The sequence below is a fragment of the Glutamicibacter sp. MOO4 genome (genome assembly GCF_056934395.1).
Window position 1 is genome coordinate 1,206,277 of record NZ_CM167800.1, and the last position, 25,875, is coordinate 1,232,151.

Here is a 25,875-nt window from a genome sequence, read left to right on the forward strand (position 1 = left end):
ACTTATGCACCAACGACAACAGCTAATATCCACGCACCAGATTAATGGTTCGACGCTCAAGGTCTTCATCACCACGGCGCGCAAACCGGCACAGGGCGTAATTTTTGCGGTACATGGCTTCCGCGGGGACCACCACGGTCTGGCCCGCATCGTCTCCCACCTTGAGCACTACACGGTGATTGTGCCCGATCTGCCCGGTTTTGGTGCGTCCACCTCAATGCGCGACATTGAGCACGATGTTTCTGGCTATGCGCAGATACTCAATGAGCTGGCTTCGCAATTGCACCTTGATGGCCGGGTGCACTTACTTGGGCATTCCTTTGGCTCGATCGTCGCCGCAAAATTGGCTACGCAGCGAGAATTTGCATCGCTGGTTTTGCTTAATCCCATCTCCGAACTCGCACTGGATTCTTCGCAGGCGCTGCTGGCCAAGCTCACCAGCGCTTACTACGAGGTGTGCGCCAAACTGCCCGCCGCCGTGGCAGAACCTGCGCTACGATCGAAGCTTTTCAGCGACGCCATGAGCCTGGTGATGACCAAAAGCAAGGATCCGGCGATCCGCGCCTATGTTCGCGATCAACACCGCGCCTACTTTGGTGGATTCCAAACGCGCAGCATCCTGGCGCAGTCCTATCGTGCGTCGATCACCGCCACTGTTGGGGACTACTCCCCCGAGCTTAAACTGCCGACCCTTATGGTGGGCGGGATGCAGGACGAACTGGGTACCCCGGCAACTCAAGAACAGCTGCGGCGTAGTTTTGCCAACGCGTCGTTGGCGATGCTGGAAAATGTCGGGCACCTGATCCACTACGAGAAGGCGCCAGAAACCGCCAGCGAAATCGCGCGTTTCCTAGCGGCGTTGGCCACAGCGGATTCCGTGCCCAGCGGCGAACCGCTCGCCTAGAGCACGTCGTAGGGGTCGATCGTTATAGTCACGATCGGGTCCTTCGCTGCAGACATGCTCGAGCGCAGATGGCGCAGGGCGCCAGTGACCTCGTGTCCATCGGCGTAGGAGAAGAACAGTACGTAGCGGTGCTGAATTGGCGGACCGTCGATCACCGTCGGGCCATGAATTTGCACCCGGGCACGGGTTTCAACGTCGAGGGCCGCGATCAGGCGTTGCGCGCCAGGACCGGAAATGATCGCACTGCGCACCGCTGGCGGTAAACCAACCTCCCGGCGTTCAGCCAATTCGCGATCGGCAAATCCGGCCGGGTCATAACGTACCAGCGAGGCCCCGGCAGGGCTGGGGTGCCCGGTGAGGACTACAACGCCGTCGCTTCGGGCCATGGAGGCGGCGGTAAACCAGCGGGCGAGAACTTCTTCGGAGTTTCGCAAGGAGTCATGGGCGAGCATCTTGTCGGCGTCGAGCAATAACACCGCTGCGTAGCCGCCTTCAACCAACGGTTCTACTCCTGGTGTGGCCACCACCAGCGCCGGTTTATCAGGTATTTTTTCGACCGGTTTTGCTCCGGTGGAGGAAATAACGCTGACCTTCGGGAAGGCCAACCCGAGTTCGTCGGCGGTGCGCTCGGCCCCGATGCTGGCTGCTCGGATGCGTGGTGATGAACAATTCTGGCACCGGTAGTCGTGGAACTGCTCGCCACACCAGCGGCAGGCCACATGAGAATCCTTGCCGGCGATGTGTAGCGGACCCTGACACCGAGTGCAGCGCGCTAGTGTGCGGCAGTCCTGGCAGGCCACGGCCGGGACAAAGCCGGTGCGTGCTACCTGCACCAAAACCGGACCGGTTTCTAGCGCCTTGCTTGCTTCCCGCCAGGCCAGTGACGGAATTCTGGCGCGGGCTAGGGTCGGATCGCGCTCGAGTTCAAAATCGTTGGTTGTTGCCGTGACCCGTGCGGTGAGTTCCCGCAGCGCTGCTCGCGGCATTTTCAGCTCGGTCGCCCAGCCCGTGCTGACCAATCGCTGTGCCTCAACCGATCGGGAGGCACTAGCGATCAGCAGAGAAATGCCGGCTTGGGTGCTGCGCAGTAGCAACACCTCGCGGCTGTGCTGATACGGGGCGCGCTGTTCGCGGTGCGACTGGTCCGCATCCTGCCACAGAATCATCAATTCGAGCTCTGGCACGTGGCAGAGCGCCGCCGAACGGGTGCCGATGACGATCTGCACGTGTCCGCCGATGGCACGCAGGAAGTTCCGGTAACGCGGGGTTGGCCCGTCGTCGGCTTGCAACCGGGCATAGGACTCCGGGCCAAAATGATCGTCGAGGTACTGGCTGAGGATTTTTACATCGCGCGCATCGGGCACAATGAGCAACACCCGCTTGCCGCGTTGAAGCACAGGCCGGGCCGCGTCCATCAAGAACCCGGGCCAAAAACCGTGCATGTTGGGTACCCAAGTTGCCACAGCTCGCAGCAGCTGCCCACTTGACCACGCCTCGATCGCCCTAGGCCCATTTTCGTAGCGCTCGATCTGGTTCTGCGTCTCCTGCAGTTCCGGGTTAACGGTGGCCAGTTCCTCTTTTTCTACCTTTGCGGCGCGCGCGGGAACCGCCGAGCGCACCACATCCCACAAAGTTCCAGCATAGCGGGTGGCCACCTCGCCGGCTGCGTGGAGTACTTCAGGGAACAGCGTGACTTGTTCGCTGACGATTTTGCTCAGCGGCTTAAGCTTCATCGCCGTTGCATGGTCCTCGAGAATTTCGACGATGAACCCGGCGGGCTGTTGGTGCCCAAAAGGGACCTTGACCCGGATACCCGCAACGGCCTGGGTGGCCATGGAGTCGGGAATTTCGTAGTCGAAGAGCCGGTCCAAATGTGGAACCGATGAATCAATCAGCACCCGAGCAACCCGCGTACGGCGGGTCAGCTCGGGTGCTGCGATCAGAGCGTCTTGCTGCACTGCGTAGATCCTAGGCGTTGAACCAGTTGCGCAACGCGTCCACTCGGTCCAGCTTCTCCCAGGTAAAATCGTTGTCGTCCCGGCCAAAGTGGCCGTGGGCAGCGGTTTTGCGGTAGATCGGGCGCTTCAGATCAAGATCTTCGATGATTCCCAGTGGGCGCAGGTCGAAGACCTCGTTGATGGCCTTGGTGATCTTCGCTGGGTCAACGGTTTCGGTGCCGAAAGTCTCGACGTAGAGTCCGACAGGGCGAGCCACACCGATAGCGTAGGCAACTTGGACCTCGGCACGACGTGCCAGGCCGGCAGCGACCACGTTCTTAGCTACCCAGCGCATGGCGTAAGCGGCCGAGCGGTCAACCTTCGATGGGTCCTTACCGGAGAAGGCGCCACCACCGTGGCGAGCGAAGCCGCCATAGGTGTCAACGATGATCTTGCGCCCGGTCAAACCGGCGTCTCCTACCGGACCACCAATAATGAATGGACCCGATGGGTTCAAGATGACATTGGTCTTGGACATGTCCAGGCCTGAGCGTTCCAGAATCGGGGTGACCACCTCTTCATACAGGTCAGCCTTGAGGGTGGCCAGTTCGTACTCAGAGGCATGCTGGCTGGAGACAACCACGGTGTCTACCGAAACCGGCTTATCACCGTCGTAGCCGATGGTCACCTGGGTCTTGCCGTCCGGGCGCAGCAACGGCATGCGACCGTTTTTTCGCACCTGGGTAAGACGCTCGGACAGACGGTGCGCGAGGAAGATCGGGGTCGGCATCAGCGAGTCGGTTTCATCCGAAGCGTAGCCAAACATCAGGCCTTGGTCCCCGGCGCCCTGCAGGTCGCGCGGGTCCTTAGCGGTACCTTCGCGCGACTCCAGCGAGTTGAAGACGCCGTCGTGAATCTCTTGGGATTGCTGGCCGATCGACACGGAGACACCGCAACGCGCGCCGTCAAAACCGTTGGCCGACGAGTCGTAGCCGATGTCCAGAATGGTTTTGCGGACGATCTCAGGGATCTCGACATAACCGTTGGTGGTCACCTCACCGGCCACGTGCACCAGTCCGGTGGTGGTCAGGGTCTCGACGGCGACCTTGGAATCGGGGTCCTGCGCCAGCATGGCGTCGAGGATCGCATCCGAAATCTGATCGCAAATCTTGTCCGGGTGTCCCTCGGTCACGGATTCCGAGGTGAAAAGACGAAGTTCAGGGGTTGTTGAAGTCACCTTGTTACTCTATCTGGTCTGGTGGACCGTTAAGCAGTTGTTGCGACAATACGTGACCAAGCCGCACATGGCTCAGCTCACTATTCTTGCGCAGCATGTCCTTTTGTTGCGTGGGAAATCTGTTCGATGACGACCCGGGCCACCTCTAATTTGCTTCCGGCAGCATGGACCGAGTCGCTCGAGCCGGCAAAAAGCACGTGAATGCTGTTGGTGTCCTGGCCAAAGGTCAGCGTGGCACCAACTTCATTCACGACCAGCATCTCGCATCCCTTACGGGCGAGTTTGGCGCGTCCATAGTCAAGAACCGTGCCCTGCTCATCGCCCGTTTCAGCGGCGAATCCCACGATGAAGGGCGGAAGCTGGGCGTTGGTGGCACGTTGCGCCACCACTTCGGCCAAAATATCTGGGTTCCGCACCAGTTCGACGACGGGGGCGGAATACTCATCGCGCTTCTTGATTTTCGAATTTTCGATCGTTGCCGGTCGGAAGTCAGCGACCGCGGCGTTCATGATCAGCACGTCCTGACCAGGTGCATGGGTGAAGACCGCCTCATGCAAGTCCTGTGCGCTGGAGGCTTCGATCAGCGTCACCCCGTGCGGGGCGGGCACCTCCAAATGGCAGGCGATCAGTGTGACTTCGGCGCCAGCTGCCCTTGCAGCTTCTGCCAGAGCCACACCTTGGCGTCCCGAAGAACGGTTGCCCAAGAACCGCACCGGGTCAAGTGGTTCACGAGTACCGCCGGCGGTAATCAGCACCTTGGTCCCGGCGAGTCTCGCATCGCCGAGTAGGTCCTGAACGGAAGCGAAAATTTCTTCGGGCTCAGGCAGGCGTCCGGGGCCAGAATCCTTGCCCGTGAGGCGCCCGGTGGCCGGATTAATAATCCGCACTCCCCTGTCGCGCAGGGTTTGTACGTTGGCGACCGTGGCTGGGTGCTGCCACATCTCGGTGTGCATGGCCGGAGCCATCACTACCGGAGCGCGGGTAGCCAGCAAAGTGCCGGTGAGCAGATCGTTGGCCAAACCGGCGGCGGCCTTAGCCATAAGGTCTGCGGTGGCTGGGACAACAAGGACCAGATCGGCCAGCTGACCTAGTCGCACATGGTTCACGTCCTGAACCCCGTCAAAAACGTTGGAGGTCACGCGGTTGCCCGACAGTGCTTCCCAGGTGGCGTCGCCGACGAAGTTTTCGACGTTGCTGGTGGGGATCACGTCAACGTGGTGTCCGGCTTCGCGCAGTAGACGCAGGAGCAGGACCGACTTATAGGCAGCGATTCCTGCCGAGACGCCTAGAACGATTCGCTTCACTAGGGACTTCCTTGAAGTGTCGGTGCTAATTGACGAGCCGCCGGCTGGCAGAAACTGCCACGGGACTCAACGGCTTGTGCTTAAAGGTGCTTAACCAAAAAGAAGGCGCCCTAATCAGGGCGCCAACTTTTGAATTAGTCCTCGACGACCTCTGCCGGAGTGACCTTGAGTAAGGTTTCATCCAGTTCGCGCAAGGCGATGGTCAGCGGCTTCTCGTTCAGCTTGGTCTCGACCAATGGACCAACATACTCGAACAGGCCTTCATTCAGCTGTGCGTAGTAAGCGTTGATCTGGCGTGCTCGCTTAGCCGAGTTGAGCACGATGGCGTACTTCGAGTCGTTGGTCTCAAGCAACGAGTCGATCGATGGGTTAATGATTCCCTCTAGGTTGGACACAGGACTCCCTATTAGTCGTTCTTAAGCCCCATGAGGGCTACAAGCTCTTCGGCGGCACGTGCCACATCGTCATTAACGATGGTCACGTCGAATTCAGATTCCGCCGCAAGTTCTAGTTTAGCGGTTTCTAGGCGACGTTGCTGTTCTTCGGGCGATTCAGTGCCACGCCCCACAAGGCGACGTACCAATTCATCCCACGAAGGCGGGGCCAGGAAGACAAATTTTGCCTCCGGCATCGACTCCTTCACCTGACGTGCACCCTGCAGATCAATCTCTAACAGGACCTTTTTGCCGTCAGCCACTGCATCTTCAACCGTCGATCGGATGGTGCCGTAGCTATTCTGGCCGTGGACTACAGCCCACTCCAGCATCTGCCCATCTTCGACGAGCTCATGGAAACGATCAGGGCCCACAAAGAAGTAGTGAACTCCGTCCTGTTCCCCTGGTCGAGCGTTTCGTGTCGTTGCGGACACCGAGAGCCAGACATCTGGGTAGTTGTCACGGATGTAGGTGGAGACAGTTCCCTTACCTACGGCCGTGGGGCCGGCTAGAACAGTTACCGACGCAGCGGTCATTGACTACACTTTCGTTTTTGGCGGGCTTTGCTTGAAGTGCTCGGTGATTGCGGTGCGCTGCTTGCGCCCCAGTCCACGCAGTCGGCGGGATGGGGAAATGCCAAGGCGTTCCAACAAGTTTGCCGCGCGTACTTCGCCGACGCCCGGCACCGATTCCAGAAGGTCCATGACACGCATGCGTCCCACGGCTTCATCTTCGTATACCAAGTCTAGTACGTCGGTGATGGAAATTTTGCCGGCGCTGAACTCAGCCTTGATTTCCGCACGACGTGTGCGGGCAGCAAGGGCTTTGGCGCGGGCCCGGATACGATCTTCGTCAGAGAGTTCTCGCAGTACCATCGTTCAGCCATCCTTAATGTGTAGTTGACTAAGGCTATGTTGAGAAACATAGCTTTCAAACGCTGCTTTTGCAAGACTAAACGCGTCGTGGCTACCAGAAACTCTAGTAGCCACGACGCGTTTGTGTCACGAACCTATTTTTCAACTACCCCGCGGCGATCAATTCATCGCGTACGCTGCGTGCTTTCTCGCGAAGGGCCGCTACATTCGGCCCGACTTTGAGAATGTCTCGACTGCTGGTGCCCAGCACCTGCGAGTAGCTCGAGGCGAATGACTTGGCGATATCTTTCGCGGTCGCACCCTGAGCCCCGAGGCCCGGAGTGAGCAGCGGAGCTTTGCTGGCGCTCAGGTCGATGCCCAGTTTTTGTGGTGCGTCCCCGATGGTGGCGCCAACTACCAAACCGACGTGACCCAAATCTACTGCAGCAGCATTTTCCCGGGTGACTTGGTCGATAATTGATTTAGCAACCGAGTTTTCACCACCAACGTGCTGCACCGAGGGGCCTTCTGGGTTGGAGGTCAGCCCGAGGACAAACACTCCCCTGCCGGTGGCGGCAGCCAGATCGAGCGCCGGACGCAGGGACTCGTAACCCAAGTATGGGCTCAGAGTTACCGCATCGGAAGCCAGCGGAGATTCATCATCGAGCCAAGCGGTCGCATAGGCGGCCATGGTCGAACCAATATCCCCACGTTTCGCATCGGCCAAGGTGAGCAGCCCGGCAGCCTTGGCCGCAGCCAAAGTTTCCTCGAGGGCAGCAAAACCGGCCGAACCGAAACGCTCGTAAAGGGCAACCTGCGGCTTGAGGATCGCGGCGGCACCGGCCATGGCTTCCACCACGGTCAGTGAGAAAGATCGCACACCTTCGGCCGTATTTTCCAGCCCCCAGGCTTCCAGCAACGCCGGATGCGGGTCGATTCCCACACACAGCGGGCCGTAAGCCTGCATGGCAGAACGCAGGCGGTCACCAAATAGGATCGGGCTAGGCATTGCGCGCCGCATTCAGGTGAGCCTCGTGCTCCTGCAAGCTGGTGACATCCCACGCGTATTCGCGCAGGGCGTCAATCGCCTGAACCGAGGCGCCAAATTCGGCCACCGTGGTGATCACCGGGGTGCCCACTGAGGTAGCTGCAGCGCGGATCTCGTAACCGTCGCCACGGGCGTCGGAACCCGAAGGGGTGTTCAGGATGAGTCCGATTTCGCCAGCGTTGATCAGATCGACGATCGAGTCGCCACCTTCATGCAACTTGCCCACAACCTTGGTTGGGATGCCGTTGCGACGCAGAACCTCGGCGGTGCCACCGGTGGAGATGATCTCAAATCCGTTGTCCGACAGGTGCTTGACCGGAAGGACGATCGAACGCTTGTCGCGGTTGGTCACCGAAACGAAGACCTTGCCGGAGGTTGGCAGTGGGTTGTTCGCGGCGGCCTGGCTCTTGGCGAAGGCCGTGTCGAAGTACTTATCGATGCCCATCACTTCACCGGTGGAGCGCATCTCTGGGCCGAGCAAGGAGTCAACTACCTTGCCCTCTGGGGTGCGGAAGCGAGCGAATGGCATAACCGCTTCCTTGACCGCGATCGGCGCCGAATCTGGCAGGTGTGCGCCGTCGCCCACCGCTGGCAAGTAGTTGCCACGCAGTTCGGCCAGGGTCTTACCCACGCCGATCAACGCTGCAATCTTGGCCAGCTGCACGCCGGTAGCCTTCGAGGTGAACGGCACGGTGCGCGAGGCACGTGGGTTCGCTTCGATCACGTACAAGATGTCCGATGCGAGCGCAAACTGGATGTTGATCAGTCCGCGCACACCAACGCCCTGGGCGATAGCCAAGGTGGCGGCCTTCACGCGGTCGCGCACATCTGGGCCGAGGGTGATCGGAGGCAAGGTGCAGGCCGAGTCGCCGGAGTGAATACCGGCTTCCTCGATGTGCTCCATAATGCCGCCGACGTACAGATCGGTTCCGTCGTAAAGTGCGTCAACGTCGATCTCGATGGCGTCTTCGAGGAAGCGGTCAACCAATACCGGGTGGTCGACGGTGATTTCGGTGGCGTTGGTGATGTAGCGCGAGAGGTTGGCCTCGTCGTACACAATCTCCATGCCGCGCCCGCCCAACACGTAGGAAGGGCGAACCAAGACCGGGTAACCGATGGAGTCGGCGATGGCCTTGGCATCGGAGAAGGATACTGCGGTGCCGTTCTTTGGTGCGATCAGCCCGGCGTTATCCAGTACACGCTGGAAAGCGCCACGGTGTTCGGCCAAGTCAATAGCCTCAGGCGAGGTGCCAAGAATCGGAATTCCGGCAGCCTTCAGCTCAGCAGCAAGCTTCAGTGGGGTCTGGCCGCCCAGCTGTACAAACACGCCCAATACACCGCCGGTCTGCTCTTCGGCGTGAATTACTTCCAGCACGTCCTCTAGGGTCAATGGCTCGAAGTAGAGGCGATCGGAAATGTCGTAGTCGGTGGACACGGTTTCCGGGTTGCAGTTGACCATCACGGTCTCGTAGCCTTCGGCGCGCAAGGCCATCACCGCGTGCACGCAGGAGTAGTCAAACTCGATGCCCTGGCCGATGCGGTTTGGACCCGAGCCGAGGATGATGACCGACTTCTTCTCGTGCGCCACCACCTCGGTCTCTTGATCGTAGGTGGAGTACATGTACGGGGTGAAGGCTTCAAACTCGGCCGCGCAGGTATCAACGGTCTTGAACACCGGGCGGACACCTAGTGCGTGGCGAATACCGCGAACCACGGCCTCGGACTTGCCGGTCAGCTGTGCCAGCTGAGCATCGGAGAAGCCGTGGTGCTTGGCTTCGCGCAAAATGTCTTCAGGCAGGTGCTTATTGGCGGCAACCAGCTGTGCGGTCTCGTTGATCAGCGCCAGCTGATCCAGGTACCAAGGGTCGATCGACGTCACTTCGTACAGGCGCTCGATCGAAAGACCCGAGTAGAGCAGGCGCTGGACCAGCGACAGGCGCTCGGTGGAGCCCTTGACGATGGAGGCCAGTACGGCTTCGTGCTCGGATTCGTCAATGGTCTCGAAGCTCAGCTCCGAGCCCTTCTGCTCTAGTGAGCGCAGGGCCTTTTGCAGTGCCTCGGTGAAGTTACGGCCCAGGGCCATCGCTTCGCCGACCGACTTCATGGTGGTCGTCAGGGTCTTATCCGCTGCCGGGAACTTCTCGAAGGCAAAGCGTGGGACCTTGACCACAACGTAGTCCAGAGCCGGTTCGAAGGAGGCCGGGGTCTTCTGGGTGATGTCGTTCGGGATCTCATCCAAGGTGTAACCCACGGCCAGCTTGGTGGCGATCTTGGCGATCGCAAAGCCGGTGGCCTTGGAAGCTAGTGCGCTGGAGCGTGAAACGCGGGGGTTCATCTCGATAACCACTACGCGGCCGGTGTCCGGTTCAATAGCAAACTGGATGTTACAGCCACCGGTGTCCACGCCAACTTCGCGGATGACGGCGATCGAAATGTCGCGCAGGTTCTGGTATTCGCGGTCGGTCAGGGTCATCGCTGGGGCGACGGTGATCGAGTCGCCGGTGTGTACACCGACCGGATCGAAGTTTTCGATGGAGCAGACGACTACAACGTTGTCGTTCTTGTCGCGCATCATCTCCAGTTCGTATTCCTTCCAACCCAGGATGGACTCCTCCAGGAGCACCTCGGTGGTTGGCGAATACTGCAGGCCGGCACCGCAGATGCGGCGCAGGTCTTCTGGGTTGTAGGCCATGCCCGAACCCAAGCCACCCATGGTGAACGATGGGCGGACAACAACTGGGTAGTTCAGTTCCTCGACGGCAGCAAAAGCCTCGTCCAGGGTGTGTACGATGACCGACTTGGCCGATTCGGCGCCGCAACGCTCCACCACGCCCTTAAACTTCTCGCGGTCTTCACCGAGCTCGATGGCTTCGATGTTCGCGCCGATCAGCTCCACGTTGTACTTTTCCAGGGCGCCGGACTTATCCAGTGCGATGGCGGTGTTCAGTGCGGTCTGGCCGCCCAGGGTTGGCAGGATCGCATCCGGGCGTTCCTTGGCGATGATCTTTTCGACGACCTCTGGGGTGATCGGCTCAACGTAGGTGGCGTCGGCGAATTCCGGGTCGGTCATGATGGTGGCCGGGTTGGAGTTCACCAGAACAACTCGCAGCCCCTCTTCCTTGAGCACACGAAGTGCCTGGGTGCCGGAGTAGTCGAATTCAGCGGCCTGTCCGATAACGATCGGGCCCGAACCGATGACGAGAACTGATTTCAGATCGGTGCGCTTAGGCATTACTTGCTGTCCTTTTCTGCGGCGGAATCCAACGCGGTGATGAAGCGGTCAAAGAGGTAGGCGGCATCGTGGGGGCCAGATGCGGCTTCTGGGTGGTACTGCACTGAGAAGGCTGGAATGTCCAAGCAGTTCAGGCCTTCCACCACGTGGTCGTTCAGGGAGTAGTGCGAAACTTCGACCTTGCCAAAACGCTCAACCGGGGCCAGCTGTGAGCCCTCGATCGGCGCGTCAACGGCGAAGCCGTGGTTCTGGCTGGTGATTTCTACCCGACCGGTGGACTTGTCCATGACCGGCTGGTTGATGCCTCGGTGGCCGAAGCGCAACTTGTAGGTATCAAAGCCGAGCGCGCGGCCCAGCATCTGGTTGCCGAAGCAGATTCCGAAGTATGGCAGTCCGGCGTCGAGCACCGAACGAACTAGCTCCACCTGCTTGGTGGCGGTGGCTGGGTCACCAGGTCCGTTGGAGAAGAACACGCCGTTGGCGCCGGTGGCCTTGATATCTTCCAGGGTGGCATCGTGCGGCAAGACGTGCACACGCAAACCACGCTCGGCCAGGCGGTGCGGGGTCATCGACTTCATGCCCAGGTCGATCGCGGCCACGGTGTGCTTGATGGCACCGGTGTAGCCGTGATCGGCTGGCTCAACGATGTAGGCCTGCGCGACGGAGACCTCAGCGGAGATGTTTCGGCCGGCCATCGGTGGCTGTGCCTTGACGATCTCGATAAGCTCGGCGTCGGACTTGGCCGCAGCATCGCCGGAGAACACGCCGGACTTCAGCGCGCCAACTTCACGCAAGTGGCGAGTCAGTGCACGGGTATCCACACCGCGGATGCCCACGATGCCATATTCTTTTAGGTCATCGTCCAAGGTGCGCTCGCTTCGCCAGTTGCTTGGTCGACGAGCAGCATCGCGCACTACATAACCGGCAGCCCACATGCGGGTGGACTCCGGATCCTGCGAGTTCACGCCGGTGTTACCCACGTGTGGGAAGGTCTGCACGATGATCTGGTGTGCGTAGGAAGGGTCAGTCAGGGTTTCCTGGTAGCCGGTCATGCCGGTGGTGAACACTGCTTCACCCAGGGTTGTGCCCACGGCGCCATAGCTGCGCCCGCGGAAGATGCGGCCATCTTCGAGTACCAACACGGCTGGTAGGTTGCTCAGAGAATTCACTTATTTGTCTCCTGCTCGGCTTACGTCGGTGTGCGACGCCAGCAACTGATAAATCTTTGGGGTGTCCTCGGCATAGCGGGGACGGAATCCGGTGTCGAAGGTGAATCCTTCGCGATTCCAGGTGATCACGATCAGCCCGTTCTTCTCGACAAATTTGCCGATCATCCCGCTGGACCGCTTAACGTTTTCGAAGTGCTCCCACCCGATGTGCAGATCGCGGCTGCCGGATCGGATCAGGTGAATGCCGTGGCTTCCCAATTCCAAGGTGGCATTGGTTCGCACGCCAAGATCATGCACGGCAATGCGGTCCAGCCAGTCATCAAACTTGGTGGTGGCCACATACATTCCGGTGAAGCTGTGTTCGAGCGTATCGGCAAACTCAGCGTAGGGCTCCGGGATGTCCGATTGGCGGGCTTTGAGGTTCCGCCAGCCCAGCAAAATCATGGTGATGCCGGCTGCGATGATCAGCACCGTAATGATGATCGGGCCTAGTGCTCCCTCAGGCATGGACCGGCCTTGGGGTAGCGAGCTTGGAGTCGAGCACCGTGGCGTGACCGTGCAGGAAGGTGGCGCGTACCGAACCCGGTAGCTGCATTCCGGCAAACGGTGAGTTCCGGCCCTTGGTGGCCATAACGCTCGGGTCAACCGTCCAGGTAGCAGCCGGATCAACCAGAGTCAGGTTGGCTGGCTCCCCTACCGCGATTGGTCGGCCCTGATCGGCAACACGGCCGATCTGCGCAGGCACGGTGGAGGTAATCCGGGCCACATCGGCCCAGGAGAGCAACCCGGTATCCACCAGCGTGTGCTGGACGATGGACAGCGCGGTCTCCAGACCGGTCATGCCCATGGCCGCAGCTCCCCATTCACAATCCTTGGATTCGGAAGGGTGCGGGGCGTGGTCGGTGCCGATCACGTCGATGGTGCCATCGGCGAGGCCCGCACGGAGTGCCTGCACGTCGGCTTCGCGGCGCAATGGCGGGTTGACCTTGTACACCGGATCGTAGGTGCGAACCTTTTCGTCGGTCAGCAACAGGTGGTGCGGGGTGGCTTCGGCGGTGACGTTAATTCCGCGAGCCTTGGCCCAGCGGATAATTTCTACCGAGCCGGCGGTGGAGACGTGGCAGATGTGCAGGCGCGCACCCACATGCTCGGCAAGTAGTACGTCGCGTGCGATGATCGACTCTTCGGCGACCGCTGGCCAGCCTGGCATGCCCAAGATGGAGGAAACTTCGCCCTCGTTCATCTGGGCACCCTCGGTCAGACGTGGTTCCTGGGCGTGCTGGGCGATCACTCCGTCGAAGGCCTTCACATATTCCAGTGCACGGCGCATCAACAGTGGGTCCCAGACGCAGATCCCGTCGTCGGAGAACATCTTCACGGCAGCGCGCGAATCGGCCATGGCGCCGATTTCGCTCAGCTGCTTGCCGGCAAGGCCTACGGTGACCGCACCTACCGGACGGACATCCACCCAGCCGGCCTGACGGCCCAGTTCGTACACTTGCTCAACCACGCCGGCGTTGTCCGCCACCGGGGTGGAGTTGGCCATTGCGTGCACGGCGGTGTAACCACCAAGGGCAGCAGCTTGAGAACCGGTTTCCACGGTTTCAGCGTCTTCGCGGCCTGGTTCGCGCAGGTGGGTGTGGGTGTCAACCAGACCTGGCAGGAGCACCAGGTTCTTCGCGTTGATGACCTGTACGTTCTCGGTGGCTTCGATGCTGCCGATCTGCGCGATCTTCCCGTCAACGATGAGCACATCTTGCACGGTGTCACCGAGTACGGCGGCCTGTTGGATCAAATAGTTCATGGGGTCTTCTTTCAGATCAGGTCGCCGGAGAGGAGCATATAGAGGCTGGCCATGCGCACGGCCACACCATTGGTGACTTGGTCGAGCACCGTGGAGCGCGGTGAATCGGCGGCAGCCGAGGAGATTTCCAGGCCACGGTTCATCGGGCCCGGGTGCATGATCAACGTTTCGGCGCCCGAAGCGTCAAGGGTGGCCAGGCGGGCATCGTCCAGTCCCCAGTAGCGTGAATATTCGCGTGGGTTCGGGAAGTAGGCAGCGTTCATGCGCTCACCTTGGACGCGCAGCATCATCAGTGCATCGATCCCGGACGCGATCACTGCGTCGAGGCCGTAGCTGATGGTGCACGGCCAAGCGTGGGCGCCCACTGGAAGCAGGGTTGGCGGGGCCACCATGGTGACCTCAGCGCCGAGGGTGTTCAGCAGCCACAGGTTGGATCGAGCCACGCGGGAATGCAGAATATCCCCGACGATCGCGACCTTCAGACCATCAAGGCCTTTGCCCAGCGGGTTAACACCTTCGCGTAGTGCCACCTGGCGGCGCAGGGTGAATGCGTCCAGCAGCGCCTGGGTGGGGTGTTCGTGGGTTCCGTCGCCAGCGTTGACGATCGGCAGGCCGATCCAGTCGGTGGCAGCAAGTCTGGCCGGGGCACCGGAATCTGGGTGGCGGATGACTACTGCGTCGGCACCGATAGCCAGCAGGGTTTGGGCGGTATCCTTCAGTGATTCGCCCTTGGAAACGCTCGAACCCTTCGCAGAGAAGTTGATGACGTCAGCGCTCAATCGCTTGGCGGCAGCTTCAAAGGAGATGCGGGTTCGGGTGGAGTCCTCAAAGAAGAGGTTGACCACGGTGCGTCCGCGTAGCGCGGGAAGTTTTTTGATGGCTCGGGTGCCGGATTCGCGCATTTCTTCGGCGATATCCAAGATTGAGATGGCTTCTTCGCGGGTTAGATCCGCGGTGGATAGCAGGTGTTTCATGCGGCGCCCTCGATAATCACTTCGTTCTTGCCATCAATTTCTGCAAGGTGCACACGCACCTTTTCGCTCTTGGCCGTGGGCAGATTCTTGCCTACATGGTCAGCGCGGATGGGTAGTTCACGGTGGCCTCGATCAACGAGGACTGCAAGGCGCACGATGCGCGGCCGTCCCCAGTCGGAGAGGGCATCCAGCGCTGCACGAATGGTGCGCCCTGAATAGAGTACGTCGTCGACCAGGACCACAACTTTTCCGTCGATCCCACCGGTCGGAAGGCGGGTTGGGGCCGGGGTGCGTGTGGTGGAGTGGCGCAGATCGTCACGGTACATGGTGATGTCGAGCTGACCTACAAGAGTTGCTGGGTCCAAATGTTCAGGCGCGGAAGCTGCGATGCGTTGCGCTAAGCGCTGCGCCAGCGGGAAACCACGGCTGGGAATGCCCAGGAGCACAAGGTCATCTGTGCCCTTGTTGGCTTCGATAATTTCGAAAGCCACACGAGTGAGTACACGATCAATATCGTCGCCGGTCAGAACCGTGCGCGACACATCTGGCACTGAATTTTCATTCATGCTGTGCACCTCTCCCTTCTCCGCCTCACGGGACGGCATTTAAAGGAATATTGCTAATTCAAATTATCACGATCCGGGGCCGATTCCCTAGCGGAAAGCTATGCATGACACTGAATGGCCAGTGAAATGCATCACTCGATGTATAGCTCTGCGCCCACGCACCCTGAGAATTAGGCACCTTAGCCCCCGCAGCAGCTAAGTGAGGCTGCCAGTATTGGCCTTGGCACACCGTGATCGAGAGATTAATAGAAGCTCCATGCGGGTAATAAAGCAGCGGTGTGATGCTCCTCCATCGCAGCGTGAAATGGGCGCAAAAAAGCCTGGGCCCGATCTCACAATGGAGATCGGGCCCAGGCTAGAAAACTGAGGAACGCGGTTAGTTGACCAAAGTATTAGTCAACCAAGGTGTCCTTGACGCTTTGGATTCGACCCAAAACGCCGTTGACGAATTCAGGTGACTCGTCGGTGGATAGCTCGCGAACGTTAACCACGGCTTCTGCCACGGCTACGGCGTCGGGAACATCGTCGTTGTAGAGCAATTCCCACACACCGATGCGCAGGGCGCAACGGTCAACGGCAGGCATACGCTCAATGGTCCAGTCCTTGACGTAGCTCTCTAGAACTTCGTCAATACGGTCCAGATGGGCCATGACGCCTTCGAGGATCGTCAGCGAGTACTCGTTGAGTACGATGTCCGAGTTTTCCCGGCGAGAGATAGCGACACTCATTGGATCAACGTCACGGGCTTCAGCTTCAAACAGGAATTCCAGGGCGCGGCGACGGGCTTTGGCGCGGGCTCTCACTAGTTGACACGACCCAGGTAATCGCCGGTGCGGGTATCAACCTTGACCTTGGTGTTCTGCTCTACGAACAGTGGAACCTGAATTTCCTTACCGGTTTCCAAGGTAGCTGGCTTAGTGCCAGCCGAGGAGCGGTCGCCCTGCAGGCCTGGCTCGGTGTAGGTGATTTCCAAAACAACCGAAGCTGGCAGTTCCAGGTACAGTGGGCTGCCGTCGTGCATGGCGATGGTCAGTTCCTGGTTTTCCAGCATGAAACCGGCGGTCTCGCCTACGGTCTCGCCTGGAACGGTGATCTGGTCGTAGTCTTCCAAGTTCATGAAGACGTAGTCATCGCCATCTTGGTAGAGGTACTGGTAGTCGCGACGGTCAACAGTTGCGGTCTCGATCTTGGTGCCAGCGTTGTAAGTCTTGTCGACTACCTTGCCGGTCATCACGTTACGCATCTTGGTACGGACGAAAGCGCCACCCTTACCTGGCTTGACGTGCTGGAAGTCAATGATGGTCCAAAGCTGGCCCTCAATCTTCAGCACCACACCATTTTTGATGTCAGTTGTATCCGCCACGTTTCCTCAATCCTCTATTTACACCAGCATGCACTGGCATTATCAAAAAACCATCTATAACTTTACCCTACCGACCGCTTCTGCGTTAGGGTTTGACCCGGTGGCGCTCGTTACTGCCTGGCTTACTGCTCGACGCGCTCTTCGGCAATGTTCAAACAAATGCTCGATGCATTCACCAAGTAGGCGTCGTCGCCGAGCTCGAGGCGAAGGTCCATAGCCTTACGGAAACGAGTCGCCGCAGCCTTGTAGTCGCCCTTGGCGTAGAACGAAAGTCCCAAGTGGTGATGCATCAGTGGCTCGTAATCGGTGCCAGCAAATTCTTCGGCCAGTTTGCGCAGGCGGTTGATCGCACGATCAAAATCACCCTGCATGCGGGTTAGCTCGGTGTCCAATACACGAAGGTGTGCGTTGGTTGGGTCAATCAAGCGGGATTCGGCGATCAGCTCGCCGGCTTCAGCCAGGTGGCCTCGGGCCAGCAGGATCATGACCTGATCGGTCGGCGAACCAACCTGCATCTGGTGCTCGGCGGCCTGCTCGTCGGCGACATAGGGCTTGAGGGTTTCAGGATCGACCAAAACGCCTTCGACCGAAGTTCCGACGCCCTGACGGTTTACCGATGCGACGTCAATGGCGTATGCGGTGTAGTCACCCATTTTCATTCCCCGATTTCCTGGTAGGCCGCAAAGAGCAGCGAATTATCCGGTACTTCGTAAATCCGTGGCTTGCCAATGGCTTCAAGAACAACAAAGCGCAGCTGGTCGCCACGGGCCTTCTTATCGCGCTTCATTCCATCAAGCAGTGCTGCCCAGCGGTCGTTGCGGTAGGTCGTTGGCAACCCCAGTGACTTCAAGATGTTCACGTGGCGATCGGCAACCTCATCGGAGGTGTGCCCCACCGAACGTCCCAGTTCAGCAGCGAAGCACAGACCGATGGATACGGCTGCGCCGTGACGCATCTGGTAGCGCTCGGCAAGTTCGATAGCGTGGGCCAAGGTGTGACCGTAGTTCAAGAACTCACGATCGCCAGCTTCCTTCAGATCCCGGCTGACCACGTCAACCTTGACCGCGATGGTGCGCTCGATCAGTTCACGAAGGCGTGCGCTGCCTGGCTCGATAGCCTCGGCTGGGTCTTCTTCGATCAATTCCAGAATGCGTTCATCTGCGATGAAGCCGGTTTTGACGATTTCGGCCATGCCCGTAACCAGTTCGTTCTTAGGCAACGTCGCCAAAGCATCAAGGTCAGCCAATACGGCGGCAGGTGGGTGGAAGGCGCCAACCAGGTTTTTGCCTTCTGCTGTATTGATTCCGGTCTTGCCGCCCACGGCTGCGTCAACCATCGCCAACAGCGAGGTAGGAATGTGGATGACCTTCACGCCGCGAAGCCAGGTGGCTGCAACAAAGCCAGCGAGGTCGGTCACCGCGCCACCGCCTACGGAGATCACTGCGTCGGTGCGGGTGAAATCGTTCTTGCCCAGCACCTCCCAGCAGAATGATGCAACCTGGATGTGCTTGCCCTCTTCGGCATCCGGGATTTCAGCGGTTAGTGCCTCAAGGCCAGCATTGGCCAATTCGTCACGAACTACGTCGCCGGTGGTGCGCAAGGCGCGGGGGTGAATAACCAAAACCTTTTTAACCGAAGATCCAAGTAGCTCTGGCAAGTGAGACAAAAGTCCGTTGCCAACAAGTACTGGATACGATTCGGCGGGGGTGTTTCCCGAGACCTTAAGAGTGGTCGGTGCCAATGGCATCAGTCTATTCCTCCTGATGGTGATGATTTTTCTAGCGTACGCGTGCAAATGAGCAGAACTTGCATCTCGTGGTCCTAATCACAGTTGCTCAAGTTGCGGCAAAATCTCTTCGACAATTTGTAGAACGGACTTGCCGTCCACCACAACATGCACGTCAGCTAGCATTTCGTAAATGGGGCGACGCTTTTCGTAGACCTGTGCCCAGACGGTGAGTGCTTCGTCACCTGCCAGCAAAGGCCGGTTGGAGTCTTGGCGAATCCGTTCCGAAGCGGCCTCTTGGCCAAGCTCGAGATAAACCACGGTGCCTCGGGAAAGTAGCTGCTGGTTTTCTTCACGCAACACCGCGCCGCCGCCGGTAGCGACCACTCCGGTGAGTAATCGGGCCAGGGCCTGAACCTCTAAGTCGCGGAAGTGCTGCTCACCGTGTTCGGCAAAAATTTGCGGAATGGTCCCGTGATGAGACACCACCGCAGCATCGGAGTCGGCAAAACTAGTGGATAAGGCCGTGGCCAGCGACCTGCCCACGGTGGACTTGCCACTGGCCATCGGACCAATGAGGTAAATCATTACCGAATGCTTCCTAGACGCCGGTCGATCCCAGATTATCCGGGATGTTAGCTAGGTAGGAGTCGATATTGCGCTTGGTTTCGGTCACCGAGTCGCCGCCAAATTTCTCCAGCAGGCTCTGTGCAAGAACCAGCGCGACCATAGCTTCGGCAACAACACCGGCGGCTGGAACCGCACAGACATCCGAACGCTGGTGGTGGGCGGTGGTCTCTTCTCCGGTGGCCGTATCGATGGTGCGCAACGCCCGTGGAACGGTCGCAATCGGTTTCATACCAGCGCGTACACGCAGTACTTCACCGATGCTCATGCCACCTTCGATGCCGCCTGCGCGGTTGGAGTTGCGCTTGATGCTGCCATCTTCGGCGTAAACAATTTCGTCATGGGCAGCGCTGCCACGTCGGGCTGCGGTAGCAAAGCCGTCGCCCACTTCAACACCCTTGATGGCCTGGATGCCCATCAGGGCTGCGGCCAAACGGGAATCTAGTCGGCGATCCCAATGTACGTAGGAGCCGATACCCGGAGGCAGGTTGTAGGCCAAAACCTCAACCACACCACCCAGGGTCTCCCCTGCCTTGTGCGCGTCGTCAACTTCGGCAACCATAGCTTCGCTGGTCGCGGCGTCAAAGCAACGCAATGGATCGGCGTCCAGTGCGGCAACATCGGCGGCGGTAGGCAACGGGGCACCTTCTGGGGACGACACAGCACCAACAGCGGTGGTGTGCGAGACCAGTTCGATGCCAAGATCGTTCAAGAATCGTGAGGCGACCGCACCCAGGGCCACACGGGCCGCGGTTTCACGGGCGCTAGCACGTTCTAGAATCGGACGAGCGTCCTCAAAACCGTACTTCTGCATGCCGGTGAAGTCGGCGTGGCCTGGACGCGGGCGAGTCAGTGGCGCGTTGCGCGCCATGGATGCCAGCTCGTCCAGATCAACGGGGTCAGCGTTCATCACGCGTTCCCACTTAGGCCATTCGGTGTTCCCGATTTCGATGGCCACCGGGCCACCCTGGCTCTTACCATGGCGGACTCCGCCAAGGAAAGTAACCTGGTCCTTTTCAAACTTCATACGCGCACCGCGGCCATAGCCTAGACGGCGACGCGCCAACGCTTCGCGTACTACTTCGCTATCTACCGATACTCCGGCAGGTAGTCCTTCGAGAATTCCAACAAGTGCCGGGCCATGCGATTCGCCCGCGGTCAACCAACGCAACATGTCCTCTATTTTGCCATGACATGACGTATTTACTGGTGTCGAGTCAGGCCCAGAGAGTCAAACATCGCATTTGTGACGTCAACACGACGCTGCTCGTCCCATGCCTCGTGCGCAAAGAGGCGGACTTGTTCCACTGCTTGATGCACCAACATGTGCAATCCGGAAATGACCGGTCCAGCCCAGTTTTGCGCCAAGTGAGAGGGCCATGGATCGTAGGCGACGTCTAGCAGGATGCCGGTTCCCGGACCAAGGGTTGAGACCCAAGTATCGGCCGCGCGTGGCGGCAGGGTACTAAAGACCAGCGGCAGTTCTTGGAGCTGCGCTCCAACTTCTTCGGTGATGCCTGAGATTTCGTGGAAGACCGGGTTGAGCGACAGCTCATTAGCTAGGTCCAGGGCCCGGGAGGCGCTGCGAAGAGAGCGAACCACCAAAAAGACTTGCTGTACGCCCAGCTCAGCGCAAGCCTGCAAGGCTGCCAACGCGGTATTGCCCGATCCGAGGATCAGCGCTTGACCAAATGGCGCTTGAGAAAAATCCCGAACCGCGCGGATAAGCCCGTCAACGTCGGTATTTTCCCCAAACAGTGTTCCGTCGTCACGCACCACAATGGTGTTCAGTGCACCGAGGCGTTGGACTCGGGTGGAAACTTCGTCCATGTAGGGCAGGAACACGTCTTTGAGCGGCATGGTCACCGAGCAGCCGGCCCAATCTTCAGTACGCAGTCGAGCTATGTGCGCAGCGCTTTGGCCAGGCTCCAGATCGATCGCCTCGTAGCTCAGATCGGCACCGAGTAGCTGGTAGGCACGCTGATGCAATACTGGTGACTTCGAGTGGCTCACCGGGTGGCCCAGAACCGCAGCCTGCTTCATCTTTTCCTGCACTTTCTGCTGTGGAGTTACTGCGGGTGGTGTCTAGCAGACGCCGGGATTTTCTGAGCACCAGGTTCGGAACTGTGCCTGGTTCTGCTGGTGTTCTGCATAGGTGGAGGCAAATTTGGTTTCGCCGGTACTGATATTGACCGTCACCCAGTAGTAGTAACCGTTATCTTCCGGATTAGCTGCCGCCTTGATCGCAGCATCTGCGGGAGAGCCGATCGGCGTCGGAGTTAGGCCGGTATGTACATAGGTGTTGTACTTGTTGGCCTTGTCCTTTTTCTCCGACGGACTGAACTGCAGGCTGTAGCGCTTGAGACCGTAGATGACCGCCGAGTCCACCTGCAATAAGCCGTGGGTTTCCTTATTGCCTGGGTCCAAACGATTTTCGATCGCTCCGGCTACGGTGGCGTAGTCCTTCTCGCGCGCCTCGGCTTGGAGGATGGAGGCAACGGTTAAGGTCCGGTAACCCTGTTTCAGATCGGTGATTCCAGCGTTTTTCAACGTTGTTTTGGTGCCCTTAACCATCTTGGCGAGAACGGTTTTGGCGTTGGTGCCCAGCTCAAAGCGGTACTCCCCTGGGTGCAGCCAACCTTCAAGGTTGGGCACAGATGAGGGAAGCCCGAACTTTTCTGGCTGATTGGCCAGCTTTTTCAGGTCCGCTAGTTTCAACCCAGAGCTCTTAGCGATCTCGCTCAGTGCTGCGTCAAGGCGGAGGTTAGCTTTCAGCCCAATGTAGAAGACCTTGCCCGGCTTGTTATTAACCAAAACCTTGGCCGCGTCCGCTGCCGGCATCTGCGACTTAAGCAGGTAGGTGCCGGGGTGAATGAACTTGTTTGTGGATTCGGAATCCTCAACTGCTTTAATGAGCAGCTTGTCGTTGGAAATCACGTCCATCTCTTCAAGCTTGCGCGAGATCACTCCCACGCCCCAGCCATCTTCGACGGTGAATTCCACGGCGGATCCGCCTGGGCCCGGATAGTCGTCGGGATTAAATTGCTTAACCAGAGCCTTAACGAAGAACAGCGACCCTGCGACGATCAGGGCAAAAATAATGACGGTGGCCAGCATGACGACGTTGCGCTTGCGCCGGGTTTTTTTGCGTCGTTCGCGCTTAGACACGGAAGGGATTTCGCCGGTCAAAGAGCTGGCAAACATCGTTTCTGATGCTTGCTCTCCCGTGGTTTGGGTGCTCTGCGCAGGTGCCAAGGCGGGGAGGAACCGGGTGTTGGTATTCTCCCCGTCCTGGCTTTCTGGTGCGCTCGTGCTTGCCGAGGCAGCGGCGGTTTGCTGTGCAGCGCCACCGCTGTAGTGATTCAGGCCGGTTAGTTCCGGAGCCGAAGGTTCTGCGATCGGCGGACGTTGGCCCGCCGAGAAGCTTTCGTATAGCGCGCGATGTGTATCGCGTTGGCGCTCATGACGGGCTTCTTCTCGCATTGACTCTCGTTTCTCGGGGCGGTTCGTACTAAACCTAGGATCGCTAGGTTTACTTCAGTACGATCCGGCTGGCCTGCACGCGGACGTTGTTCCGGCGCATTTCCAGCACCTGCTGCAGGATTTCTGTGGCTGCGACTTGGTCGACAACCTTGCGATGATCCTCCATCTTACGTCCCGAAGCATGCAACGCGCGGTGCGCATTAACCGTGCTCAAGCGTTCGTCAATCAGAAAAACCGACAGCTCGATATTAGCCTCTGAAGCTTCTTCTGCCAAAGCAATAGCGTAGTCACGAGCCATTTTGGTGGATTCTGTGGTGTTTCCGGCCAGCGATTTTGGCTCCCCGATGAACACCTCGGTGGCATTTCGATCGGTGATGATGCGCAAAAGCATTCGACGGTCCGAATTTTTCTTCACATCGCGTCGAAGGGTCATCACAGGGGTCGCCAGAATGCCCGATGGGTCAGACGCGGCAACGCCGACGCGGGCTAGGCCCACGTCGACGCCGAGTGCAACATTAGCCATTAGCTAGGGCCGCCCGGATAGCATCCAGTGCTTCGTCAATCTTCGAAGCATCCTGGCCGCCGCCCTGAGCCATATCGTCCTTGCCGCCGCCACCGCCGCCGAGTACACCGGTCGCGGTACGGACCAAGGCCCCAGCCTTAAATCCATTGGCACGTGCGTCATCGTTGGTCACTGCTAGCACCAGTGGACGGCCGTTGGATTCGCCGATCAAGACGATCACCGCCGCTTCACTGCCTAGCTTGCCGCGCAGATCCAAAGCCATGGTGCGTAGCGCATCAGCCGAATCGATCTGGCCGGCGTTGTGTGCCAGCAGACGGGTCGAACCGATGGTGACGACCTTCTCCAACAGCGATGCGGACTGTGCAAGCATTGCCTGGCTCTTGAGTTCAGCGATCTGCTTTTCAGCCGCCTTGAGCTTGGCAACGGTGTCGTTAACACGCTCGGAGACCTGGTTAGAAGGCACACGGAACAAGCCCGAAAGCTCAGAAACCAAAGCACGCTCAGCTGCGCCGTGACGGAATGCTTCCATACCGACCAGCGCCTCAACACGGCGGTTGCCCGAGCCCACCGAAGCTTCGGAGAGCAAGGTCAGCTGACCAATGCGGGCGGTGTTATCCACGTGGGTACCACCACACAGTTCGCGCGACCAAGCACCGTTCATTTCAACCACGCGAACGTCGTTGGAGTACTTTTCGCCGAACAGGCTCATAGCGCCCAGCTTCTTCGCCTCTGCCAGAGCCATTTCGTTGGTGACAACCTGGTAGTTCGAAGCAATTGCGAGGTTCACAACCTCTTCAACTTCGCTGCGAGCTGCTGGCGAAAGCGCCTCTGCCCACGAGAAGTCGAAGCGCAGGTAGCCTGCCTTGTTGAAGGAACCAGCCTGGGTGGCCGTTGGGCCAAGCAGCTCGCGCAGTGCAGCGTGCACCAAGTGAGTGGCGGAGTGTGCCTGCTCGCCGGAGCGACGGCGTACCGCGTCAACTTCGGTGCGGACCAAAGCCTCGGCTGGAAGCTCGCCCTCACGCACGATCACCTTGTGTACGTTCAGACCCTTAACCGGAGCCTGCACATCGGTGACCTCGAGAACAAAGCCATCACCGGTGATCAGACCGCTGTCGCCAGCCTGTCCGCCGGACTCAGCGTAGAACGGGGTCTCGTTGAGCACCAGGTCAATTTCCTGACCCTGCTCAGCGTAAGGAACAACCTGGCCGTCGCGGATAATGCCACGGATCGACGACTCGCCCTGAAGGGTGTCATAACCGGTGAAGTGCACATTGCCGGCCTCAGCCAGCTGGCTGTAGACAGAAAGGTCAGCGTGGCCGGCCTTCTTGGCCTTAGCATCCTTCTGCGCGCGGGTGCGCTGTTCGTTCATCAGTTCGCGGAAGCGCGGCTCGTCAACGGACAGACCAGCTTCTGCTGCGATCTCTAGGGTGAGGTCGATCGGGAAACCGAAGGTGTCGTGCAGGGTGAAAGCGTCGTCACCTGAAAGGTTCTTGCCCTCGTCCTTAGCGTGACCCAGCGCTTCATCAAGACGGGTGGTGCCCGAAGCGATGGTGCGACGGAATGCGCGCTCTTCAGCGTAAGCGATGCGCGCAATACGCTCGAAGTCGTTGGCTACCTCTGGGTAAACACCCTTCATGGCATCGCGCGAGACTGGAAGTAGCTCTGGGAGTACTTCGGTATCCACGCCCATCAGGCGCATGGCACGCACGGCACGACGAATCAGGCGGCGCAGCACGTAGCCGCGGCCTTCATTGCCCGGAGTGACCTGGTCGGAGATCAGCATCAGCGAGGAGCGGATGTGATCGGCGATCATGCGCAGGCGCACGTCGGTGGCGTGGTTAGGGTCAGTTGGATCCTCGGTGGAGGTGTAGGTGACGCCAGCGAGTTCTGCAGCCTTGTCGAGCACCGGACGGACCTGATCGGTCTCGTACATGTTCTCCACACCCTGCAAGATCATCGCAAGGCGCTCAAGGCCTAGACCGGTGTCGATATTGCGCTTTGGCAGTTCGCCGGCAACATCAAAATCGGTCTTGGAGCGTACGGCCGAAAGGCGGTACTGCATGAACACGAGGTTCCAGATTTCGATGTAGCGGGTCTCGTCGACAGCTGGGCCGCCTTCTTGACCGTACTGTGCACCGCGATCGTAGTAGATCTCCGAGCAAGGACCGCCGGGACCGGGCTGGCCGGTGTTCCAGTAGTTATCTTCCTTACCGGTGCCTACAACGCGCTCGGTCGGGATGCCGATCTCTTCTTCCCAGATGCGTCGTGCTTCAACGTCCTTCTCATCGCCGTCTTCATAGACGGTGACCCAAAGGCGTTCCTTGTCCAGACCGTAGCCACCATCCTCGAGCGAGTTGGTCAGCAGTTCCCAGGCGTAGTGAATGGCTTCATTCTTGAAGTAGTCACCGAAGGAGAAGTTACCGCACATCTGGAAGAAGGTGCCGTGACGTACGGTCTTACCTACTTCTTCGATGTCGCCGGTACGGATGCACTTCTGCACCGAAGTCGCACGGTTGTACGGAGCCTCTTCACGGGCGGTGAGGTACGGAATGAAAGGAACCATACCGGCCACAGTGAACAAGAGTGAAGGGTCGGCTGATACCAGCGAGGCGCTGGGCACCGCGGTGTGGCCCTTCGAGACGAAAAAGTCGACCCACCGACGGGCAATTTCCTGCGTTTTCATCGTGTTA

The 25,875-nt window shown here is 59.2% G+C and carries 24 protein-coding genes; 1 reads left to right on the top strand and 23 read right to left on the bottom strand.

What is annotated here, in order from left to right; all coding sequences use genetic code 11:
- Positions 1-4: 4 nt before the first annotated feature.
- Positions 5-904, top strand: coding sequence for an alpha/beta fold hydrolase (locus tag AC1Z3F_RS05485; protein WP_483566727.1), 900 nt, complete (start codon positions 5-7; stop codon positions 902-904).
- Here AC1Z3F_RS05485 and AC1Z3F_RS05490 read toward each other — a convergent pair.
- The 23 genes from AC1Z3F_RS05490 to alaS form a co-directional block, all read right to left on the bottom strand.
- The gene (locus AC1Z3F_RS05490; protein WP_131088247.1) at positions 901-2,862 is read right to left on the bottom strand and encodes a primosomal protein N' family DNA-binding protein; all 1,962 of its coding nucleotides are present in this window, start codon (positions 2,860-2,862) and stop codon (positions 901-903) included. The genes AC1Z3F_RS05485 and AC1Z3F_RS05490 overlap by 4 nt on opposite strands.
- Positions 2,863-2,872: 10 nt before the next feature.
- The gene (gene metK / locus AC1Z3F_RS05495) at positions 2,873-4,078 is read right to left on the bottom strand and encodes a methionine adenosyltransferase (RefSeq protein ID WP_131088248.1); all 1,206 of its coding nucleotides are present in this window, start codon (positions 4,076-4,078) and stop codon (positions 2,873-2,875) included.
- An 80-nt stretch (positions 4,079-4,158) separates the two neighbouring features.
- A complete protein-coding gene (gene coaBC / locus AC1Z3F_RS05500; protein WP_131088249.1) occupies positions 4,159-5,382 on the bottom strand; it encodes a bifunctional phosphopantothenoylcysteine decarboxylase/phosphopantothenate--cysteine ligase CoaBC in 1,224 nt (407 codons plus the stop codon).
- A gap of 134 nt (positions 5,383-5,516) precedes the next feature.
- Entirely contained in the window at positions 5,517-5,777 is a 261-nt protein-coding gene (rpoZ, locus tag AC1Z3F_RS05505) for a DNA-directed RNA polymerase subunit omega (RefSeq protein ID WP_131088250.1), read from the bottom strand.
- Positions 5,778-5,788: 11 nt separating this feature from the next.
- Complete coding sequence (gene gmk / locus AC1Z3F_RS05510; RefSeq protein ID WP_131088251.1) at positions 5,789-6,352, bottom strand: guanylate kinase; 564 nt, start codon at positions 6,350-6,352, stop codon at positions 5,789-5,791.
- A gap of 3 nt (positions 6,353-6,355) precedes the next feature.
- Complete coding sequence (gene mihF, locus AC1Z3F_RS05515) at positions 6,356-6,691, bottom strand: integration host factor, actinobacterial type (protein WP_131088252.1); 336 nt, start codon at positions 6,689-6,691, stop codon at positions 6,356-6,358.
- Between the two features lie 145 nt (positions 6,692-6,836).
- Positions 6,837-7,679, bottom strand: coding sequence for an orotidine-5'-phosphate decarboxylase (gene pyrF, locus AC1Z3F_RS05520; protein WP_131088253.1), 843 nt, complete (start codon positions 7,677-7,679; stop codon positions 6,837-6,839).
- Positions 7,672-10,950 (bottom strand): carbamoyl-phosphate synthase large subunit, encoded by a 3,279-nt coding sequence (carB, locus tag AC1Z3F_RS05525; RefSeq protein ID WP_131088254.1) that lies wholly within the window; start codon positions 10,948-10,950, stop codon positions 7,672-7,674. Before carB ends, pyrF begins: the two co-directional genes overlap by 8 nt.
- Complete coding sequence (carA, locus tag AC1Z3F_RS05530; protein ID WP_131088255.1) at positions 10,950-12,119, bottom strand: glutamine-hydrolyzing carbamoyl-phosphate synthase small subunit; 1,170 nt, start codon at positions 12,117-12,119, stop codon at positions 10,950-10,952. The genes carB and carA overlap by 1 nt, the downstream gene beginning before the upstream one ends.
- Entirely contained in the window at positions 12,120-12,626 is a 507-nt protein-coding gene (locus AC1Z3F_RS05535) for a PH-like domain-containing protein (RefSeq protein WP_242632439.1), read from the bottom strand.
- Positions 12,619-13,923, bottom strand: coding sequence for a dihydroorotase (locus AC1Z3F_RS05540; RefSeq protein ID WP_131088256.1), 1,305 nt, complete (start codon positions 13,921-13,923; stop codon positions 12,619-12,621). The genes AC1Z3F_RS05535 and AC1Z3F_RS05540 overlap by 8 nt, the downstream gene beginning before the upstream one ends.
- An 11-nt stretch (positions 13,924-13,934) precedes the next feature.
- A complete protein-coding gene (locus AC1Z3F_RS05545; protein WP_131088257.1) occupies positions 13,935-14,897 on the bottom strand; it encodes an aspartate carbamoyltransferase catalytic subunit in 963 nt (320 codons plus the stop codon).
- Positions 14,894-15,463, bottom strand: a complete 570-nt coding sequence (gene pyrR, locus AC1Z3F_RS05550) for a bifunctional pyr operon transcriptional regulator/uracil phosphoribosyltransferase PyrR (RefSeq protein ID WP_131088258.1) — start codon at positions 15,461-15,463, stop codon at positions 14,894-14,896. The genes AC1Z3F_RS05545 and pyrR overlap by 4 nt, the downstream gene beginning before the upstream one ends.
- 392 nt (positions 15,464-15,855) lie before the next feature.
- Entirely contained in the window at positions 15,856-16,266 is a 411-nt protein-coding gene (gene nusB, locus AC1Z3F_RS05555) for a transcription antitermination factor NusB (protein ID WP_483566728.1), read from the bottom strand.
- A complete protein-coding gene (efp, locus tag AC1Z3F_RS05560) occupies positions 16,266-16,826 on the bottom strand; it encodes an elongation factor P (protein WP_131088260.1) in 561 nt (186 codons plus the stop codon). The genes nusB and efp overlap by 1 nt, the downstream gene beginning before the upstream one ends.
- 122 nt (positions 16,827-16,948) lie before the next feature.
- Positions 16,949-17,479 carry a tetratricopeptide repeat protein gene (locus tag AC1Z3F_RS05565; RefSeq protein WP_131088261.1) on the bottom strand — a complete coding sequence of 177 codons (531 nt, stop codon included), beginning with the start codon at positions 17,477-17,479 and terminating at the stop codon, positions 16,949-16,951.
- A gap of 2 nt (positions 17,480-17,481) precedes the next feature.
- Entirely contained in the window at positions 17,482-18,573 is a 1,092-nt protein-coding gene (gene aroB / locus AC1Z3F_RS05570; protein WP_483566729.1) for a 3-dehydroquinate synthase, read from the bottom strand.
- A gap of 78 nt (positions 18,574-18,651) precedes the next feature.
- Complete coding sequence (locus AC1Z3F_RS05575) at positions 18,652-19,140, bottom strand: shikimate kinase (RefSeq protein WP_131088263.1); 489 nt, start codon at positions 19,138-19,140, stop codon at positions 18,652-18,654.
- Positions 19,141-19,153: 13 nt separating this feature from the next.
- Positions 19,154-20,353 carry a chorismate synthase gene (aroC, locus tag AC1Z3F_RS05580; RefSeq protein WP_131088264.1) on the bottom strand — a complete coding sequence of 400 codons (1,200 nt, stop codon included), beginning with the start codon at positions 20,351-20,353 and terminating at the stop codon, positions 19,154-19,156.
- Between the two features lie 29 nt (positions 20,354-20,382).
- The gene (locus AC1Z3F_RS05585) at positions 20,383-21,222 is read right to left on the bottom strand and encodes a shikimate dehydrogenase family protein (protein WP_483566730.1); all 840 of its coding nucleotides are present in this window, start codon (positions 21,220-21,222) and stop codon (positions 20,383-20,385) included.
- A 42-nt stretch (positions 21,223-21,264) separates the two neighbouring features.
- On the bottom strand, positions 21,265-22,662 hold the full coding sequence (mltG, locus tag AC1Z3F_RS05590; protein ID WP_483566731.1) for an endolytic transglycosylase MltG: 1,398 nt from the start codon (positions 22,660-22,662) through the stop codon (positions 21,265-21,267).
- 49 nt (positions 22,663-22,711) lie between these two features.
- The gene (gene ruvX / locus AC1Z3F_RS05595) at positions 22,712-23,185 is read right to left on the bottom strand and encodes a Holliday junction resolvase RuvX (RefSeq protein ID WP_262197748.1); all 474 of its coding nucleotides are present in this window, start codon (positions 23,183-23,185) and stop codon (positions 22,712-22,714) included.
- Entirely contained in the window at positions 23,178-25,868 is a 2,691-nt protein-coding gene (gene alaS / locus AC1Z3F_RS05600) for an alanine--tRNA ligase (protein WP_483566732.1), read from the bottom strand. Before alaS ends, ruvX begins: the two co-directional genes overlap by 8 nt.
- Positions 25,869-25,875: the final 7 nt, after the last annotated feature.